This is a genomic window from Paraburkholderia sp. (genome assembly GCF_050742655.1).
Taxonomy (GTDB): domain Bacteria; phylum Pseudomonadota; class Gammaproteobacteria; order Burkholderiales; family Burkholderiaceae; genus Paraburkholderia.
The window spans coordinates 43,634-60,452 of sequence record NZ_JBOIGG010000010.1 but is presented as its reverse complement, the minus strand read 5'-3'; the positions used below and the strand labels follow the sequence as shown (position 1 = coordinate 60,452).

The 16,819-nt window shown below is 63.1% G+C and carries 20 protein-coding genes and 1 tRNA gene; 11 read left to right on the top strand and 10 right to left on the bottom strand.

Annotated elements, in window-relative coordinates; all coding sequences use genetic code 11:
* Positions 1-107: 107 nt before the first annotated feature.
* Positions 108-1,079 (bottom strand): ferritin-like domain-containing protein, encoded by a 972-nt coding sequence (locus ACREXZ_RS15795; RefSeq protein ID WP_431765035.1) that lies wholly within the window; start codon positions 1,077-1,079, stop codon positions 108-110.
* Positions 1,080-1,437: 358 nt separating this feature from the next.
* Here ACREXZ_RS15795 and ACREXZ_RS15790 point away from each other — a divergent pair, with 358 nt between their 5' ends.
* From ACREXZ_RS15790 to ACREXZ_RS15770, 5 genes are all read left to right on the top strand, one after another.
* Complete coding sequence (locus ACREXZ_RS15790) at positions 1,438-2,337, top strand: LysR family transcriptional regulator (RefSeq protein ID WP_431765034.1); 900 nt, start codon at positions 1,438-1,440, stop codon at positions 2,335-2,337.
* 164 nt (positions 2,338-2,501) lie between these two features.
* Positions 2,502-3,827 carry an MFS transporter gene (locus tag ACREXZ_RS15785; protein ID WP_431765033.1) on the top strand — a complete coding sequence of 442 codons (1,326 nt, stop codon included), beginning with the start codon at positions 2,502-2,504 and terminating at the stop codon, positions 3,825-3,827.
* A gap of 39 nt (positions 3,828-3,866) precedes the next feature.
* Positions 3,867-4,907, top strand: a complete 1,041-nt coding sequence (locus tag ACREXZ_RS15780) for an amidohydrolase family protein (RefSeq protein WP_431765032.1) — start codon at positions 3,867-3,869, stop codon at positions 4,905-4,907.
* The gene (locus ACREXZ_RS15775; RefSeq protein ID WP_431765031.1) at positions 4,904-5,572 is read left to right on the top strand and encodes an RraA family protein; all 669 of its coding nucleotides are present in this window, start codon (positions 4,904-4,906) and stop codon (positions 5,570-5,572) included. Before ACREXZ_RS15780 ends, ACREXZ_RS15775 begins: the two co-directional genes overlap by 4 nt.
* Positions 5,573-5,661: 89 nt before the next feature.
* Complete coding sequence (locus tag ACREXZ_RS15770) at positions 5,662-6,069, top strand: hypothetical protein (RefSeq protein WP_431765030.1); 408 nt, start codon at positions 5,662-5,664, stop codon at positions 6,067-6,069.
* A 7-nt stretch (positions 6,070-6,076) separates the two neighbouring features.
* On the opposite strand, the gene ACREXZ_RS15765 is transcribed toward ACREXZ_RS15770, so the two are convergent.
* Positions 6,077-6,469: a VOC family protein gene (locus ACREXZ_RS15765; protein ID WP_431765029.1), complete on the bottom strand. Its 393-nt coding sequence runs from the start codon at positions 6,467-6,469 to the stop codon at positions 6,077-6,079.
* Positions 6,470-6,565: 96 nt separating this feature from the next.
* Here ACREXZ_RS15765 and ACREXZ_RS15760 point away from each other — a divergent pair, with 96 nt between their 5' ends.
* Complete coding sequence (locus ACREXZ_RS15760; RefSeq protein ID WP_431765028.1) at positions 6,566-6,958, top strand: carboxymuconolactone decarboxylase family protein; 393 nt, start codon at positions 6,566-6,568, stop codon at positions 6,956-6,958.
* A gap of 31 nt (positions 6,959-6,989) precedes the next feature.
* On the opposite strand, the gene ACREXZ_RS15755 is transcribed toward ACREXZ_RS15760, so the two are convergent.
* On the bottom strand, positions 6,990-8,138 hold the full coding sequence (locus ACREXZ_RS15755) for a serine hydrolase domain-containing protein (protein WP_431765027.1): 1,149 nt from the start codon (positions 8,136-8,138) through the stop codon (positions 6,990-6,992).
* A 392-nt stretch (positions 8,139-8,530) separates the two neighbouring features.
* Here ACREXZ_RS15755 and ACREXZ_RS15750 point away from each other — a divergent pair, with 392 nt between their 5' ends.
* The 5 genes from ACREXZ_RS15750 to ACREXZ_RS15730 all read left to right on the top strand — a co-directional run bounded on the left by ACREXZ_RS15750 (position 8,531) and on the right by ACREXZ_RS15730 (position 11,672).
* A complete protein-coding gene (locus tag ACREXZ_RS15750) occupies positions 8,531-8,842 on the top strand; it encodes a BufA1 family periplasmic bufferin-type metallophore (RefSeq protein WP_431765026.1) in 312 nt (103 codons plus the stop codon).
* A gap of 34 nt (positions 8,843-8,876) precedes the next feature.
* The gene (gene bufB / locus ACREXZ_RS15745) at positions 8,877-9,800 is read left to right on the top strand and encodes an MNIO family bufferin maturase (protein ID WP_431765025.1); all 924 of its coding nucleotides are present in this window, start codon (positions 8,877-8,879) and stop codon (positions 9,798-9,800) included.
* Entirely contained in the window at positions 9,790-10,569 is a 780-nt protein-coding gene (locus tag ACREXZ_RS15740) for an HvfC/BufC family peptide modification chaperone (protein ID WP_431765024.1), read from the top strand. The genes bufB and ACREXZ_RS15740 overlap by 11 nt, the downstream gene beginning before the upstream one ends.
* Positions 10,570-10,571: 2 nt before the next feature.
* Complete coding sequence (locus tag ACREXZ_RS15735) at positions 10,572-11,078, top strand: DoxX family protein (protein ID WP_431765023.1); 507 nt, start codon at positions 10,572-10,574, stop codon at positions 11,076-11,078.
* 108 nt (positions 11,079-11,186) lie between these two features.
* Positions 11,187-11,672: a DoxX family protein gene (locus ACREXZ_RS15730; RefSeq protein ID WP_431765022.1), complete on the top strand. Its 486-nt coding sequence runs from the start codon at positions 11,187-11,189 to the stop codon at positions 11,670-11,672.
* Positions 11,673-11,693: 21 nt separating this feature from the next.
* Here the strand turns inward: ACREXZ_RS15730 and ACREXZ_RS15725 are convergent.
* From ACREXZ_RS15725 to tolQ, 7 genes are all read right to left on the bottom strand, one after another.
* A tRNA-Lys gene (locus ACREXZ_RS15725) sits at positions 11,694-11,769 on the bottom strand.
* 222 nt (positions 11,770-11,991) lie between these two features.
* On the bottom strand, positions 11,992-12,741 hold the full coding sequence (gene ybgF, locus ACREXZ_RS15720; protein ID WP_431765021.1) for a tol-pal system protein YbgF: 750 nt from the start codon (positions 12,739-12,741) through the stop codon (positions 11,992-11,994).
* A gap of 21 nt (positions 12,742-12,762) precedes the next feature.
* Positions 12,763-13,272: a peptidoglycan-associated lipoprotein Pal gene (gene pal / locus ACREXZ_RS15715; protein WP_431765020.1), complete on the bottom strand. Its 510-nt coding sequence runs from the start codon at positions 13,270-13,272 to the stop codon at positions 12,763-12,765.
* Between the two features lie 18 nt (positions 13,273-13,290).
* Entirely contained in the window at positions 13,291-14,583 is a 1,293-nt protein-coding gene (tolB, locus tag ACREXZ_RS15710; RefSeq protein ID WP_431765019.1) for a Tol-Pal system beta propeller repeat protein TolB, read from the bottom strand.
* A 118-nt stretch (positions 14,584-14,701) separates the two neighbouring features.
* Complete coding sequence (tolA, locus tag ACREXZ_RS15705; protein WP_431765018.1) at positions 14,702-15,691, bottom strand: cell envelope integrity protein TolA; 990 nt, start codon at positions 15,689-15,691, stop codon at positions 14,702-14,704.
* On the bottom strand, positions 15,688-16,131 hold the full coding sequence (tolR, locus tag ACREXZ_RS15700; protein WP_431765017.1) for a protein TolR: 444 nt from the start codon (positions 16,129-16,131) through the stop codon (positions 15,688-15,690). The genes tolA and tolR overlap by 4 nt, the downstream gene beginning before the upstream one ends.
* A 10-nt stretch (positions 16,132-16,141) precedes the next feature.
* Positions 16,142-16,819, bottom strand: coding sequence for a protein TolQ (gene tolQ / locus ACREXZ_RS15695; RefSeq protein ID WP_431765016.1), 678 nt, complete (start codon positions 16,817-16,819; stop codon positions 16,142-16,144).

The following is a 16,819-nucleotide window of genomic DNA, read 5'->3' as shown; positions in this document are numbered from 1 at the left end:
GCATCGTCACGGCGAACCGGCCGGTCTCGACTTTCGATTGCTCGACTTTCACGCCGGCGGGCGCAAGCGCGTGGCCGCCGGCGGGATGCATTGCCTTCAGCGCGCCGTCAAGCACTCATGTTGATGCTTCCATTCACGCCGTTCGGGAAGAACCCGCCCTTGACCGCAGCGGTGCTCGTCAGATAGACGATGTTCAGCACGTCGGCCGCGCTGCGGCTGAAGGCGAGGCCGTTGCTGTCGAGCGGCACGATGTTCGACGTGCCGGCCGTCGAACCGCTGATGCCCTGGTCGTCGTTGCCGACCTGATCGAGACTGTCGCGGGCCGCCGAGATGGCATTGGCCGCGGCGATCAGGCTCGCGGTGTTCAACCCTTTGGCGTAAAGCGTGGTACGAACGAGGCCGGCGTGGTAAGCCTCGGCTGCGAGAATGCCGGCCGCGGCTTCGAGAAACGTCTTGCTGGAGAGCAGCGGGGCGGCGCCTTTATAGGCAGTCACGCCGACGTCTTCGAAGATGAATGCGCCGAGCAAAAAGTTGTTGTCGCTTGCGTACGGATTGAACGCGACACCCGCGCCGACCAGACCGGCCGCACGCGCGGCGACGGAAAATGCGCCGTTCGGATTGGTTCCGCTGATGTCGATCGCCGGTTGCGCAACAGCGGCGGACCCCAGCGCAGTGCGCAGGAAGGCGACGTGCTCGCGCTCGTCGTTGGCGATCTCGTTCGCATAGGCCTGCACGAGCGGATCCTGAAACGGCACCTGCGCCCCGGCAGTCACCGAGCCTTGCGTACCGACGCCGCTGAGCATGCTCGCGGGCAGACCGCTACCCGTGGTCGCATAGGTGTAGAACTGCGCTTCGAGATATTCCAGGTTGAGGGCGAAGTTGAGAATTTCGTCGTCCGTGGGCGCAGCGGCCGCGGAAGCGGAGACGCCTGAGCCGCCCCCGCAAGCGCTGATCAACGTGCCGCCGACCAATCCCAGGCTAAGACCTCCCGCGTTGCGGAAAAACTGCCTGCGCCGTTGACGGCGTTCCACACGACGATCGAATGCATCGACAAGCTGTGTTGACGAACTGTCTGACATGGCCATGCTCCTCAAGTGACATGTGGAGATCTCGCTCGATTCGCAATGCAGGCGCGCACACGACATGGAAGTCCTTCGCGACGCAGCGATGCAAATCGCGGACACGAAGAGGCACCGCCCCTGTCTCGTGGGGAATGCAACCCGGAAGCGGCACGTCTTCAAGGTCATTTACGACGCAGACGGGAGTCCGGATGCGGGTCGTACCATAAATTTATTTGGCGCGTCGACGGACAGCGGGAACGGCATCAGCTGCAACAGCGAGCACCTGCGGTGCGTCTGAGTGCCGATGGAGCGGCGGCGTTTCAGGAACGCGGTGGATGTACCATGAAGAGATCCTCCGCTAACTGGAACCGTCGGGATGAATCTGCGGGCGCTGCAGTGTTTCGTGATCCTGGCTGAAGAACTCAACTTCAGCCGCGCAGCCGAGCGCCTGCATATCGCACAGCCCGCGCTGAGCCAGCAGATTCGCCTGCTTGAAGAACGGCTCGGCACGCAACTGGTCGACCGCGCGCGACGGCCGTTGCGGCTCACTGAAGCGGGTCACTATCTGTGCACCGAGGCGCGCCAGATTCTCGGTTCGTGGGAACAGGCGAGCGTCGCGGCGCAGGAGATCGGTATCGGTCGGCGGGGCTGGCTCAGCATCGGCTTCACGCGCTCGGCGATGTACAGCATCCTGCCGCCCGCATTGAAGGCGTTTCATCACGCGTACCCGCAGGTCGAACTGAAACTCTTCGAAATGCTCACCGAAGAGCAGACCGACGCGCTGCGCGACATGCGCATTCACGTCGGCATCGGCCGGCAACCGCTCGCGATTCCAGGCTGCACGTCGTACCCGCTGCTGCGCGAGCGCGTGATGGTCGCACTCGAACCCGGGCACCCGCTCGCGGCACGCAAGAAAATACGCATCGTCGATCTCGCCGATACGCCGCTGATCCTCTATCCGAAGCATCAGAACGCGCAGTTCAAGCGCTCGGTGCAGTCGCTTTATCGCGACGCCGGCGTGACGCCTGTCGTCGCGCACGAGGCCTATGAAATCCAGACTGCGATCGCGCTCGTCGCGGCGGGACTCGGCGTGACGCTGATCGGCGAATCGGTCGCGCGGCACGGGCGCACGGACGTCGTGTTTCGCCATCTCATCGGCCCCGGTTCGTCGTACCGCTCGACGCTGGCTGCGACCTTCCGCACCGAGGATCTATCGCCGCATCTGCGCGCATTTCTCGGCTGTCTGCCCGCGCCGCTCGCGGGCGGCACAGTATAAGAAAAATCCAATACAAGCATAAGCAACTCGTCTTGGACGCACCGTCTGCCGGTTTTTATCATTGACGTTTTCGTTCTGCTCGATGCGTTAGCGTTCCGGAACGAATACACGATAAGAACGCCGCTCAGGCCACGGCCGCCGCGGCATGGCTGGAGACAATAAGTATGAGTACGGCTTCTTTCGATGAAACAGTAACGATGCGAAAGGTCTACAAGCGGCTGATGCCGCTGCTTTTCGCGATGATGTTCTTCAACTACCTCGACCGGATCAACATCGGTTTCGCCGCGCTCGACATGAACCACGAGCTCGGTTTTAGTCCCGCCGTGTTCGGCTTTGCAGGCAGCATCTTCTTCTTCGGCTACATGCTGCTCGAAGTGCCGAGCAACCTGCTGCTGCATCGCGTCGGCGCGCGCCGCTGGATCGCGCGCATTCTGCTGACGTGGGGTGCGGTCGCGGCGGCAACCGCCTTCGTGTTCAACGATTCGAGCTTCTACGTGCTGCGCTTTCTGCTCGGCGTGATGGAAGCGGGCTTCCTGCCGGGCATCGCTGTGTATCTGACGCAATGGTTTCCGGTGCGCTATCGTGCGCGGGCCGTCGGTGGCTACATCATCGCGGGGTCGTTTTCAGCGGTGCTGGGCGGCCCGATCTCGACCATGGTGATGACCTACGCGAACGGCACGCTCGGTTTGCAGGGCTGGCAATGGATGTTCATCCTCGAAGGCGTGCCCGCGATGCTGCTCGGACTGATCACGCTGCGCATCATGACCGAACGTCCCGCCGACGCCACCTGGCTCGCCGACGACGAGAAACGCTGGCTCGAATCGACGCTCTCGACCGAACGCGCGGCACTCGGCGGCAATACGCACTATCCGCTGCTACGGGTCGCGAGCGACATCCGCGTATGGAGCCTCGCGTGTCTGTTCGGCTGCGCGCTGGTCGGCATCTATGGGCTCTTTCTGTGGCTACCGCAGATCATCAAGAGTCTCGGTCATCCGACCAATATCGAGGTCGGTTTTCTGTCGGCTGCGCCGCCGTTGCTTGGCGTGCTCGGCACGTTCCTGATCAGCCGCAGTTCCGATCGCACCGGCGATCGCAAGAAGCATCTCGCGTTCGTCTACGGCATGAGTGCGCTCGCGATCGCGGGCAGCGCGTACGCCCCGAATCCGGTGATCGCGTATGTGCTGCTGTGCGTGACTGGTCTCTTCATCTATTCGGGCAACCCGCTGTTCTGGAGTCTCGCGTCGTCGTTCAGAACTGGCGCCGCGGGCGCCGCGACGATTGCGCTGATCAACACCATCGCGCAGTTCGGCGGCCTCGTCGGCCCGTGGAGCATCGGCCTCGTGCGCAGCGCGACAGGCAACTTCAAGTACGCGCTCTTGACCATCGCGGCGTTTCTCGTGATCGCGACGATCATCGCGCTCGTGATGCGTGTCACGCCCCGCGAAGACGACATCGCATCGCTCGCCGCCGATCCGGCCACACATACCTGAATCAAGCGATATCGCCAACATACCCACGGAACAAACCACATGATCATCGACTGCCACGGTCACTATACGACCGCTCCGCCGCAGCATGAAGCATGGCGGACGAAGCAGATCGCCGCGCTGAAGGACGGCGGTCCGGTCCCGCCGCGTCCCGCCATTACCGACGACGAGATCCGCGCGAGTATCGAAGCCGGCCAGCTGCGCATCCAGCGCGAACGCGGCACCGACGTGACGATCTTCTCGCCGCGTGCGGCCGGCATGGGCCATCACCTCGCCGGCGCAGAGGCGAACGAGCAATGGTCGAGCGAATGCAACGACCTCGTGCACCGCGTGTGCACGCTCTTTCCGCGCAACTTCGTCGGCGTATGCCAGCTGCCCCAGGCGCCCGGCGTCGCACCTGAAAACTGCATTGCGGAGCTGCGGCGCTGCGTGCAGGAACTGGGCTTCATCGGCTGCAATCTGAATCCGGATCCGTCCGGCGGACACTGGTCCGGGCCGCCGATCACCGATCACTCGTGGTATCCGCTGTACGAGGCGATGGTCGAACTCGATGTGCCCGCGATGATCCACGTGTCGTCGTCGTGCAATCCGAATTTCCATGCGACGGGCGCGCACTACATCAACGGCGACACGTCGGCGTTCATGCAACTGTTGACCGCCGATCTGTTCGCCGACTTCCCGACGCTGCGCCTCGTCATTCCGCATGGCGGCGGCGCGGTGCCGTATCACTGGGGCCGTTATCGCGGGCTCGCGCAGGACATGAAGCGGCCACTGCTGCGCGACTACCTGCTGAAGAACGTGTTCTTCGATACCTGCGTCTATCACCAGCCGGGTGCCGAACTGCTCGCGAAGGTGATTCCGGTCGAGAACATCCTGTTCGCGTCGGAGACCATCGGCGCCGTGCAGGGCATCGATCCCGAAACGGGCCACTACTACGACGACACGCGCCGCTACATCGACGCGATCGACTGGCTGAGTCCCGACGACCGGCAGCGCATCTACGAAGGCAACGCACGCGCCGTGTACGCGCGGCTCACGCATCAACTGGACAGGCAACGATCCGCAGAAGGAGCGACGACATGAATCCGATTGGATGGCGCGAGTACGAATCCGCGCCGCAGGCCAGCACGGCGACGCTGGACGCATTGCGCGAACTGGCAGTGTCGCTGCTCAGCGACAACATGGCGCGGTCGAGCGGCATCGTCGGCCTGCAGGCGTTCCATCGGCCGAAGCCGCTCGTGGGTACCGCGGTGACGGTGCGCACACGTGGCGGCGACAACCTCGCGATCCATCGTGCATTCGACTATTGCCGGCCCGGTGACGTGCTCGTGATCGACGGCGAGGGCGAAATCACGCAGGCGCTGATGGGCGAGATCATGGCGAGTTTCGCGGAGCGGCTCGGCGTGCGGGGGCTCGTGATCGACGGAGCGATCCGCGACGTCGGCGCGATCCGTCAGCGCGACTTTCCGGTGTACGCGCGCGGCGTCACGCATCGCGGGCCGTACAAGAACGGACCGGGCGAGATCAACGTGCCGGTGACCGTCGGCGGTACGGTCGTGATGCCGGGCGACATCATCGTCGGCGACGAGGATGGGCTGCTCGCGATCACACCGGCCGACGTGCAGGCGGTGATCGAAGGCGCACGTAAACAAGCGGCAAAGGAAGCGGCGGCACTCGACGCGATTGCTCATGATCGCTTTGACCGCTCGTGGGTGATCCCGCAGCGCGACCGCATGATGCAGGGTTGATTCGCGCGATAACGGCTCGCACGCGAACGCGAACGAAGTAGAGTCGCGTGCACAACCTGCTTCTGAACCCCGCGGAAATCGAATCCCTCATGTCGGAATACCTGGACGCTACCGCGCTCCGTGAACTCGCGGAGCAGGCGGAAGCGGAACAAGCGGCAAGCACGCCTTGCGCGTGTACGAAAACGCCGCTCGACGGCTGGCAGTCGCAGCCGCTGTCGCTCGACGAAACGCAGTTCGTCGAGATCGGTACGTTGTTATCGCCGGATTATGGCGCCGAGCCTGAGCCGACGTTCAGCGAGTACCTGCCGGGTGCGACGAACTACTGGTCCGCCGATGCACCGATCGCGCCGCGTTACTTCCCGTACAACCGCTGTTCGGTGTGGCGATGCTCGTCGTGCGGCCGTCTTTATCTGCGCTATACGGAAGGCGGCGGGTATTTCGTCGATCGGCGGATTCGCGCGTTGCGCTCGACGCTGATCGAAGACGTGCCGCTATAACACGCAGCTACACCGGATCGTGGCAGCACACGCAGAGCTTGTTGCCGTCGAGGTCGCGGAAGTACGCGCCATAGTAGTTCGGGTGATAGCGCGGCCGCAGTCCTGGCGGCCCTTCGCATGAGCCGCCGTGGGCAAGCGCAGTCTTGTGCGCGCGGTCCACTGCATCGCGGTCCTGCGCGAGCAACGCGATCATGTGACCGTTTCCACGGTCCGCCGGATTGCCGTCATACGGTTTGCCGATCAGGAAGAGCGGACGCGGCGCGTCCGCTGCCATCCATCCCGCCCATTGCGTCTCGCGGTCGCAGAACTTCTGCGTGAGTTGCAACGCCTGCATCAGCGGCGAATAGAAACGGTACGCGCGGTCGAAGTCGGTCACACCGACGAATACGTGGGAAATCATCCTGGTCGTTCCTGCAAGCAAGCGCTGCATGACATGCGGAGATGTCCTGTAGTCTACAGGCTCGTCGATTTCTCACTGGAACTGGAGAAGGAAGTCATGAGCCAACAGAAGCCCGTCGAATACGCGGACGCCGCGCCGGAAGTGAAAGCCGTGTACGACGACATCAAGGAGACGCGCGGCGTGCCCGACGTCAACAACTTCTGGAAGTACATTGCGCAGCATCCACCGACTCTCGCCCGCACGTGGGACAGCCTGAAAGACGTGATGTCGCCAGGCGCGCTGGACCCGCTCGTCAAGGAGCTGCTTTACGTCGCGGTGAGCGTGACGAACAACTGCACGTACTGCGTCGCGAGCCACACCGCGGCGGCGCGCCGCGCCGGCATGACCGACGAGATGTTCGGCGAACTGCTCGCGGTGGTCGGGATGGCGAACGAAACGAACCGGCTGGCGGTGGGGTATCGGGTGCCGGTGGATGCGGCGTTTGAGTAGAGGAGGGCGTGGCTCCGCATCGACCGCTACGCTACGCCATCGCTTCCCACATCGCCTCGATGATCCTGAACGACCGCTCGTTGCCGATGAGCGTGCGCTTCATCCGGTTCATCGCATACGCGAAGGTCGTGCGCGCGTTCAGGTCGACGACGATCAGCGATCCACCGCCGCCCGACCAGAAGATCGTGTCCGGATTCGGCGGCACGAGCTTGAAAAGCGGACACGGCGCGAGGCCGTAACCCAGACCGAAGCGCACCTCGATTCCCATGATCACCAGATCGGGTCCCTGGATCTGTTGTTCGAGCGCGCGACGGCAGCCGGCTTCCGACAGGATCCGTTTGCCGTTCGCGATGCCGCCGTTCGCGACGATCGACTGGATCAGCGCGATCGAACGCGCATTGCCGTGACCGTTCACCGCCGGGATTTCGGCGCCGCGCCACGCGCGGGTGAGCGTGGCGTTGGGTTCGGGCAGCGAGTCGAGCATAGTGATTCGCTGGATGTCGGTCAGCGCCGGCTCGGGGGCGTCGGCTACCGGCTCGCTCGGGATCAGGTCGGCGACGCGATGGTCTTCGGAAGCGGGCAGTCCGATCCAGAAGTCGGCGTCGAGCGGCTCGGCGATTTCTTCGCGAAACACCGTGCCGAGCGATTGGCCGGTGATCCGGCGCACCACCTCGCCGATCAGGAAGCCGAAGGTGTACGGGTGATAGCCCGACGCGGTGCCGGGCTCCCACAACGGCGCCTGCGCGGCGAGCAGGCGCGTCGCCTTGTCCCAGTCGTAGTAGTCCGCGCCGCTGAACGGCTCGCGCCAGCCCGACAGGCCCGACGTGTGGCTCATCACTTGCGCGACCGTGATCTGCGCCTTGCCGTTGGCCGCGAACTCGGGCCAGTACTTCGCGACGGGCGCGGCGAAGTCGAGCTCGCCGCGATCGGCGAGCAGCAGCGTGGTGAGCGCGGTCATCGTCTTGGTCGTCGAATAGACGTTGGCGATCGTGTCGCGCTCCCACGGTCTTGTTCTCTCTGCGTCGGCCCAGCCGCCCCACAGGTCGACGACGGTCTCCCCTTCGACGGTCGCGCAGAACGACGCGCCGACATCCGCCCGGTCCGAAAAGTTGGCCTCGAAAATGTCGCGTGCCGCGGCGAAGCGGTCGGACACGAAGCCGTTCACGGTGCTGCCTGACACAGACGCTCTCCCGTTCATTGTCGCGGGCGTACACGGCACGATAGCTTGACGAACTCCGCCGGGGGCGCTGCATAGCTCGATGCGTGGCTCGCGGGGTCCCCGAGTTTAGCGCAGGTGCCGGATGCGTCCGGCAGCCTTGCGTTCCAGAAGACGGTCTTGCCGGCGGTGAAATGAAGAGGGCATCAATAGCCGGGTGCCGTGTCGACACGGCACCCGGCATCCGCGCTTTTTCAGCAAGCCTCGCCGGTCATTCTTCGTTCCAGACGTCGTCGATCAGCCAGTGGTTCCCGCTGCCGGTTAAAAAAATCGACTTCCCTGTAACCGGGCAGCCGCAGCTAGCGAACTAGCTATGTATCCGCCACGGGTACGTTCTCAACTACTGGAGAAATTCAATGTCTGCAAAGACCTCTATCAGTTCTGCTGTGCTCGCCGGCGCCGTTGCAAGCCTTCTCGCATCTGTTGCGCATGCTGCACCGCTCACGAAGGCCGAGGAGAGCGCTGCTGTTGCCGCTCACAAGGAGATGTGTTTTGGCGTTGCCCTGAAAGGGCAGAACGACTGCGCGGCGGGTCCCGGTACCACATGCCAGGGTACGTCCTCAGTGGATTTCCAGGGTAACTCGTGGAAGTTCGTCCAGGGCGGTACCTGCACGAGTATCCAGGTTCCGGGCGGCGGCCATGGCTCCCTCACTGCGCTGAAGTCGTGATCTAGCGGGCGATAAACGGAACCTGGGGGCGACCATGAATAACGCGAGGTGGGCAGGAGCAGTCGGTGAGCAGGGTCGCCCCCGCGGCGAGATATCCGGTGTCGAGGTGCTCGCTGGTACCAGTTTCAAGCATCAACACCTGTCCGCGATTCTTGCGGACGGACTGGAACACGGTTTTTTTGAAGCGCACGCGGAAAACTATATGGGTGCCGGCGGCCCTCCGCATCGGGCACTTGCGGCCATCCGCGAGAACTATCCGGTATCGATTCACGGCGTGTGCATGTCGATTGGCGGGCGAGGCGCGCTGGATACCACGCATCTCGCGCGCTTTCGCGACGTGGTCGCTCGCTATGAGCCGGCACTGGTGTCCGAACACCTGGCCTGGTCGTCGCACGGCGGGACGTTCTTCAACGACCTTCTTCCGCTTCCTTATACGGAAGATACGTTGCGGACGGTATGCCGACACATTGATCAGGTTCAGGAGGCGATCAAACGTCCGATTCTCCTGGAAAATCCGTCGACGTACGTTGCATTCGCGTCCTCGACGATGAGTGAAACCGGCTTCATCGAAGCAGTCGCCCAACGCACCGGTTGTGGCCTTCTGCTGGACATCAATAACGTTTTCGTCTCGGCGGCCAATCACGGCTTTTCCGCGACGACCTACCTTGCGGAGTTTCCGCTTGAACGGGTCGGCGAGATTCATCTGGCTGGACATAGCCAGCAGAGCGACGACGAAGGCGAACCGCTGCTGATAGATAGCCATGACCGCGCGATCGCCGACCCTGTGTGGAGTCTCTACACAGACGTCGTGGCTCGTATTGGCGCAACGCCGACGTTGATCGAATGGGATAGCAATCTGCCCGACTGGCTTGTACTGCGCGCCCAGGCACTGACAGCTCAGCGGATCATGCAGGTGCACGACAGATCGCTCGTTCAGGAAGCCAGCGATGTGTCCTGACAATCGTCCCTACGACTACACCGCGAGGTTCGCGCCGGGTTTGACGGACCCTGCGATTGCCGCACCGGGAGATGTGGTGATCGCGTCCGGGAAAGGCGTGGTCAAGCGGTACAACGTGTATCGGAACAACGTCACGGTCAGCCTGATCGATGCGCTGGCTGCCGTTTATCCTGCGGTCCAGCGTATCACCGGTGTCGACTTCTTCAGGGCGATGGCGCGCTTCCATGTCCGCGCGACGCCGCCTGTTTCTCCGTTGCTGTTCGAGTATGGGCGGGATTTTCCCGCGTTCATCGAATCGTACGAGTATGCGCAGGAGATGCCGTGGCTTGCGGATACTGCGCGCATCGAGCGCGCATGGCTGGACGCATACCATGCAGCCGATATGCCGGTGCTTGCCGCAGAAGCCCTGGGAAGCATCAAACCGACCTCGCTCGCAGGGTTGCGTTTCAAGCCCCACCCGGCCACGCGAATCATACGGTCACCCTATCCGGCCGTTGCAATCTTTGCGATGAACCGCAATGAAGGTCCGGTTTCACCGCTGCGCTCAAGCGAGCCAGAAGATGCCCTTGTGACGAGACCCGAGCAGGACGTGACCGTATCGCGGTTGCCTCCTGGCGGGGCGACATTTCTCATTCGCCTTTTCAGCGGCGCGACACTGGGCGAAGCGGTCACCGTCGCGTTTGACGACGCCCCTTCGTTCGACCTGAAGGCCAACCTCGCCGGGATGATCTCGGCCGGCGTGTTTACCGCCATTCAACATGGAGATTGATCATGATCTCGAACTCACAGAACACGAAACCGCCCATTGCATTGGTAGCCGTATCGGCGATCTCGGCGGTGAACCGGCTGATCCAGCGACTCGCGCAACCGTGGCTGGTTCAGCTCGTGCTACGACTTGGCCTGGCCGTCCCTTTCTGGAAATCGGGCATTCTGAAATGGCGCGGGTTTCTTCAGCTTAACGATACGGCGATCGATCTCTTCACGCTGGTGTTCAAGCTGCATCTCCCCGGCGGCCCCTATCCGTTTCCTGCGCCCGCTGTGTTTGCATTTCTGTCCGCCTGCGGGGAGGTGGGATTCCCTGTCCTGCTCGTGCTGGGCCTCGGGACCCGGTTCGCCGCAGCCGGCTTGATACTGATGATCTGCCTCATTGAACTGACGGTGCCGGACGGCTGGCCCATCCACGTGACGTGGCTAGCGATGGCGTTGGGAATTGCAGCCTGGGGGCCGGGCCGGATATCGATCGACTATCTGCTTGGCGATCGATCGTTCAGATCGTGACCAGACTTTTGTCGCGGGCAGCGTACCGTTCGTCGCAAAACTGAGGACTGGACGGCAGATATTTCGCGCTGACGCGGACGATCATCCGGCAATCTCCGAGGAGATCGTATGCTCCGCAATCTGCTGACATTCGTGACGCGCGTGAGCAGGTCGATACGTCGACCCGGCGCGCCCTGGTTTCTGCTGGCGACGCGCCTCTGGGTCGGGCAGGTCGTATTCGTGCATCAGATGATGCAGATGGTTCAGGGCAAGTCGCACGGGCTGCCTCAAGGTGGTTTGCCGGTGTCGTCGAGTGTCGAGGTCGCAATACGTAGCGTCGCTCCCATAGTCGTTTCGATCGGACTGCTGACCCGCCCGGTAGCGGTTGTGTTGCTTGCCGGCGAAATGTCCACCGACTTGGGTATCCAGCAACTCATGGTGTTGCCGCTGCTCGTCTGGCTGGCCGTCCTGGGCCCGGGTACCCTGTCGCTCGATGCGCTTTTGAGCCGTGGTTTTCCGTTTGCGCCGGTAGGTCCACTTCGGCTGGTATCGACTCAAAATGCCGGCATGGCGCCTACACGTCGCCGACAAAATGAAAAGGGCTACCGCGTATGACGCGGTAGCCCTTGAATCTTTTGGTAGGCCGTACGGGATTCGAACCTGTGACCAACGGATTAAAAGTCCGCTGCTCTACCAGCTGAGCTAACGACCCAAAAAGAGAAGCGGAATTATAGCGATACCCCTGCTCGGGTGTCAACCGCGCGGCCATGGCCGCAGCGGGGCGAGCAATGTGATCGTGCGGCACGCAAATAAGAAAAGCCCGAAGCACGTTCGTGCTCCGGGCTTTTCAGCGAGAGGCGCGCGTGTCGTTATAACTGTCCGGCACTGCGCGTCGCGCGAACGTGCGGCTGCATGCTCGCGCGGTGCTACTTGATTACTTGATCTGCGACAGCTTGCTCTGCGCCGACTGGGCGACGTCCGAACCGCTGTATTGCGCGACGATCTGCTCGAGCGTCTTTTTCGCCGCAGCCTTCTGGCCTTGTTCGAGCTGGTTGTTCGCAATCGCGAGCAGTGCATCCGGCGCGCGCGGGTGCTGCGGATAATTCTTCACGACACCCTGCCACGTCGCCGTCGAGCCCTTGTAGTCGCGCAGCGCATACAGCGCGTTGCCGAGCCAGTACTGCGCGGTCGGCTGGTAAGGGCTCTGCGGATACTTCGCGATGAAGCTGCGGAACGACGCCGCCGCATTCTTGAAGTCGCCGCTGCGGAACTGCTGTGACGCCGCGTTGAACGCATCCGTTTCGCCCGGCTGCACGGTACCGTCTACGCCATCGACCGTCTGCTGCTGCGGCTCGAACTTCTTCAACCGCGTGTCGAGGTCGGTGTAGTAGTCCTTCTGCTGCTTCTGCAACGTGGCGAGCTGATTCGCCATGTCCTCGTTCTGCCCACGCAGCGTCGCGACCTGCTGGTTCAGCTGGTCGAGGCGGTTGGTCTGATCGAGGATCGTGCGCTGCGCGGCGGACAGCTGACCCGACAGGCTATCGGTCTTCGTGCGCAGGTCGAGGATCGCCTGGCGAGCCTGGTCGTCGTCGAAGATGCCCGCGTGCGCAGGAGCGGCCGCGAGGGCCGTCCCTGCCACGCAGACGGCCGCGGCGATCCGCAGCCAGGAGAAACGGTGCGTCATACGGCTCATCACCCGTTACGGTTACTGTTGATAGACGAGATCGGCGCGGCGGTTCTGTGCCCACGACGCTTCGTCATGACCCGTCGCCTGCGGCTTTTCCTTGCCGAGGCTCACGGCTTCCATCTGCGAATCGGGCACGCCCAGCGTCGACAGTACACGGCGCACTGCTTCAGCACGCTTCTGGCCGAGCGCGAGGTTGTATTCGCTCGTGCCGCGTTCGTCGGTGTTGCCCTGGATCAGCACGTGACGTTCCGGATGGCTCTTCAGATACTGCGCGTGTTGCTGCAGCAGCGACTGGTAATCGTCCTTCACCGAGTAGCTGTCGAAGTCGAAGTAGACGCTGCGCTTCGCGAGCGGGCTATTCGGATCGTTCAGCGGATCGACGTTGACCTGTGCGACGGCGTTCGGATTCGGCTGCGTCGACACGGCGCCGCCCTTGTTGGCGTTTTCGTCGAGCTTCACGCCCGAATGGCACGCAGCCAGTGCACCGAGCATCAGGACGGCAAAGGCGATACGAAGTTTGGACATCATTTTTACTCTCCTTGTGTGTTATTGCATAAACGGGCCCCAGGACGGCTCGCGAACGCTGCCGCCCTGAACGGACAGGACCTGCCGGGTGCGACCGTCGGTCGACACTGCCGCCAACACGCCACGGCCGTTCACCTGTGTGGCGTAAAGAATGTACTGACCGTTCGCCGCGAAGCTTGGCGATTCGTCATGTGTGGTGTCCGTGAGCGCCGTCGCGACGCCCGACTGCAGATCCTGCACATAGAGCTTGAACGCGCCGCCGACACGCGAGATGTACGCGAGCTGCTTGCCGTCCGGGCTCACGCGCGGGCTCGTATTGTAGTTGCCGGTGAACGTCACGCGCTGCGCGCCGCCGGCGTTTTCGCCCTGGGCCGACATCCGGTAGATCTGCGGCGCGCCGCCGCGATCGCTCGTGAAGTAGATCGATTGCCCGTCAGGAGAGAAGGCGGGTTCGGTATCGATCGAACTGCCCTGCGTGAGGCGCCGCAACCCGCTGCCGTCCGCATTGACCGCAAAGATCTGCGTATTGCCGGTGCGCGACAGTGCGACCGCGAGCGTGCGGCCGTCCGGCGACCACGCCGGCGCGCTGTTGTTACCCTTCTGGTCCGAGACGATCACGCGACGGCCCGTGGGCAGGTCGTGAATGTAGACGATCGGCTTCTTCTTTTCGAACGATACGTACGCGACCTTCGTGCCGTCCGGCGACCATGCGGGCGAGATGATCGGCTCGGGGCTAGACAGCGCGATATGCGCGTCCTGGCCGTCCGAATCGGAAATCTGCAACTGGTAGCGGTTGCCGGTCTTGATCACGTACGACAGACGCGTCGCGAACACGCCGCGCGAGCCCATCAGTTTTGCGTAGATGAAATCGGCCACCTTGTGCGCGCTCATCCGCAGGCCGCTCTCGGGACTCACGAGAACGAGACCGCCGAGGCTCTGCTGCTTGACCGTGTCGTACAGTTTAAAACGCACTTCATACTGGCCGTTGGCGAGGCGGTTGACGCTGCCCGCGACGAACGCGTCGGCACCCTTGGCCTTCCATCCGCCGAGGTCGACGGAGTCGGTTTCTGAGACAGGCGTGCCGCCTGCATCGATATTCGTAAATTTGCCGCTGCGTTGCAGGTCCTGGCGCACGATTGTGCTGATCTGCTGCGGAGAGTTCGCCTCATTGGCGAAATTCGCGGTCGCGATCGGGAACTGCGTCGACCCGACGCCCGTCACCAGAACGTTGAGCTGTGCGTGCGCGGCGCTTCCTGCCGCAATCAGGCACGACGCCACCAGTGTTCGCAGGCCTAGCTTGGTCATCAAACTCATGCTGTATCGATTCCCCAAAAAAAACGGATGTTCTAACGCTTTGCGACAGCAGAGAGACCCGCAAACGCCGGATTCGTTCCCCGCCACGCCATATGGGACGGGGCACGGGCGCTTCGGACTAGCCTGCCGGCCGCAATGTAATCGTAAAACTGGCCCGTGCCTTGCCGTCCGTATCGAGCGGCATCGGATCGGACCGCTGGACCGCCCGCAGCGCGGCATCGTCCCACTGAGCGTTGCCGCTGCTACTTGTGATGGTCGCGCTCAGCAGCGTGCCGGTGGGCGCACAGTGTACCGACACGACGGTTACGAGGCCCTGCGTATCGCCGGCCCACACGATGTTCGGCCGCACGCGCCGTTGAACCTTTTCCGCATATCCCGACGATGACGCCGTGCCGCCCGAACCGCTACCCGTCCCGTTCTTCGCAAGACCATTGCCCGTCGACCCTTCACCGCCTGCCATCCCCTGCATCTGCGCGAGGCGGGCCCGGCGTTCCTGATCGACTTTCTTCGCCTGCGCATCGGTCTGGGCTTTCGCTTTCGCGGCTTTATCCGCGTCGGCTTTCTTCTTCGCGTCGGCCTGCGTCTGCTTCTGCTGATCTTCCTTCTGCTGCTCGAGCTGCTGTTGCTTTTGCTGGTCCGCGAGCTGCTGCTGCCGGAGCTTGTCGGCCTGCTGCTTCTGCTTCACATCTGCTGCTTTTTGAGCGGCAAGCTGAGCCGCCTGCTCAGCAAGCTGCTGCTGGCGTTTCGCGTCGGCCTCCGCTTCCTGCTGGGCCTGCAGCTTCTGCCGCTGCTGTTCCGCGAGTTGCGCCAGACGCGCCTGTTCCTGCTGACGTTTCTTTTCCTGCAGCGCGATGTCCGCTTCCTCGTTGTCGACGGGCGGCGGCGCGACCCGCACGGCCGGCGTCGGCACGGGCACCGGCTGCGACGTGTCCGGCACCTCGGTCCACAGTTCGGCTTCGGCGCCCGCGGGTGTGCTGTTTTGCCACTGGATGCCGTGATACAGGAAGTACCCGAGCAGCAGATGCATCACGATTGCAAGGGTAATAGCACGCCCCGTGCCGCGTTCGCGCGGCGGCTGGAGCGGGTAGGCGGATTCCTTGCGATTCATTGCGATTTGACGAGCAACCCGACACGCTTCACGCCGCGCGCCTTCAGATCCGACATCACGTTCATCACGACTTCGTACTTCACGGTCTTGTCGGCGGCGATCACGACCGGCTGATCCGGATGCGTCTGCGCGCGATCCGTGATGAAGCCGTTCAGATCGGCCCTGGTCATGGCTTCCTGCTGCTGCGTACCGGCGTCGTCCTTGTACTTGACGTTCATGTTGCCGTCCGCGCGGATGTTGACGACGACCGGCGGCATCTGCTGCTGCGGCGCCGCGCCGCCGACGGTCGGCAGATTGACGATGGACGGTGCGACGAGCGGCGCGGTCACCATGAAGATCACGAGCAGCACGAGCATCACGTCGATGTACGGCACCACGTTGATGTCGGCCATCGCGCGGCGCGTACGGCTGCCGCGCATGCTGGAGGAGGAACCGGCCATGGTGGACCCCTTAGTGAGCCTGGCGCTGCAGGATGTTCGAGAACTCTTCGATGAAGGTCTCGAAGCGGATCGCGAGGCGATCGATGTCGTGCGCGTAGCGGTTGTACGCGACCACCGCGGGGATTGCCGCGAACAGGCCGATGGCCGTCGCCGTCAACGCTTCGGCGATGCCGGGCGCGACGTTCGCGAGGGTGGCCTGCTGCACGTTCGCGAGTCCGCGAAACGCGTTCATGATCCCCCACACCGTACCGAACAGACCGATGTACGGGCTCACCGAGCCGACCGACGCGAGGAACGCGAGGTTTGCCTCGAGCACGTCCATTTCACGCTGGAACGCGGCGCGCATCGCGCGGCGGGCACCGTCGAGGATCGCGCTCGAATCGTTGAGCCGTTTTTCCTTGCCCTTCAGGAATTCGCGCATGCCGGATTCGAAGATCCGTTCGAGCGCGCCGATCGTATGACGGTTGTTCGCGGCGCTCTGGTACAGCGCCTGCAGGTCGCCGCCCGACCAGAAATCGCGTTCGAAGCGTTCGGTCTGCGAGCGCGCGCGGCGGATCGCAAACCACTTGCGGAAGATGAAGGTCCATGACATCAGCGACAGCAGCAGCAGCAGCGCCATCACGGCCTGGGCCAGCAGGCTCGCATTGAGGACGAGAGAAACGATCGACAGATCTTGTGTAGTGTTCAT